At 63.0% G+C, this 660-nt stretch carries 1 protein-coding gene; it reads right to left on the bottom strand.

Annotated features, from left to right (window positions below; all coding sequences use genetic code 11):
* A partial coding sequence (locus ACQI5H_RS24590; protein WP_427081894.1) for an AMP-binding protein occupies positions 1–660 on the bottom strand: 660 nt, incomplete at both ends.

Here is a 660-nt window from a genome sequence, read left to right as displayed (position 1 = left end):
GGCCACACCGGCGCCCGCGACATAGAACTCACCAAGTACACCCACGGGCACCGGAGACAACCCCGCATCAAGCACAAACACCCGCATATTGCCCAACGGCACACCAATCGGCACCGATGCGCCTTCGAATCCATCGGTCGTTGGGATGGCGTATGTCGTTGCACAGACGGTGATTTCGGTGGGCCCATAGGCGTTGATCATCGCCAACTCCGGATGCCCTTTCCGCAACTTGTTGACCGCCGCGGGCGAAAGCGCGCCGCCGCCGGTTTCGAGCAGTTCCAGCCGATCCAGGCAATCCGGATCTTCTGCTGCCAGTTGGTGGAAAAGGGCCGTGGGCACGAACATCGATGTCACGCCGCGTTCGGCGATGAGCTGCCGGAGGGACGCCACATCCGGTTGGCGCGCCAACACCACCAGGGCGCCGCCGCGGAGGAGGGCTGGCCAAATTTCACACGCCGAACTGTCGAACCCTGGCGACATGATCATCGACATCCGTGCCCTTGCACGGTCTTCCGGCCAGTGGTGCCACGCCATATTGATCACACCGTGGTGGGTGATGGCGACGGCTTTGGGTCGTCCGGTGGAGCCGGAGGTGTACATGATGTAGGCGAGGTTGTCCGGTGTGGGCTTGTGGTGGTGTTGGGGGGTGTCGTGTGGGGT

The sequence above is a fragment of the Mycobacterium heidelbergense genome, from assembly GCF_050205645.1.
Taxonomy (GTDB): Bacteria; Actinomycetota; Actinomycetes; order Mycobacteriales; family Mycobacteriaceae; genus Mycobacterium; species Mycobacterium heidelbergense_A.
The sequence above is the reverse complement of the archived record's forward strand: the minus strand, read 5'-3'. Positions and strand labels throughout refer to the sequence as shown.